The 229-nt window shown below is 67.2% G+C and carries 1 pseudogene; it reads right to left on the bottom strand.

What is annotated here, in order from left to right:
• Positions 1 to 229 (bottom strand): annotated as a pseudogene (locus tag ACQG3P_RS25685) (DNA-binding response regulator); the annotation flags it as partial.

Raw genomic sequence — 229 nt, 5'->3', positions numbered from 1 at the left:
TAGGCGATGTGCTTGTTGAGCTGGCCATCGGCGAGGCACAGGAGCACGCGGATTTGCTGGGGGGTCAGCTGGGGCAGGCGGGCTGCGCGCAATGCGTCGGATTCGCTGCGCTCTGCTGCCATCGGCGGGAACCAGAGGCCACCGTGGTGGACTGCCGCTAGGGCCTTGCCGATGGTTTGGGCCGGGGCGTTTTTGGGGATTTAGGCGGCGTCGCCGTACTGCTGGGCGA

This window comes from Stenotrophomonas sp. SrG, assembly GCF_050031795.1.
Classification (GTDB): Bacteria; Pseudomonadota; Gammaproteobacteria; order Xanthomonadales; family Xanthomonadaceae; genus Stenotrophomonas; species Stenotrophomonas rhizophila_A.
This window is presented reverse-complemented; position numbering and strand designations above follow the sequence as displayed.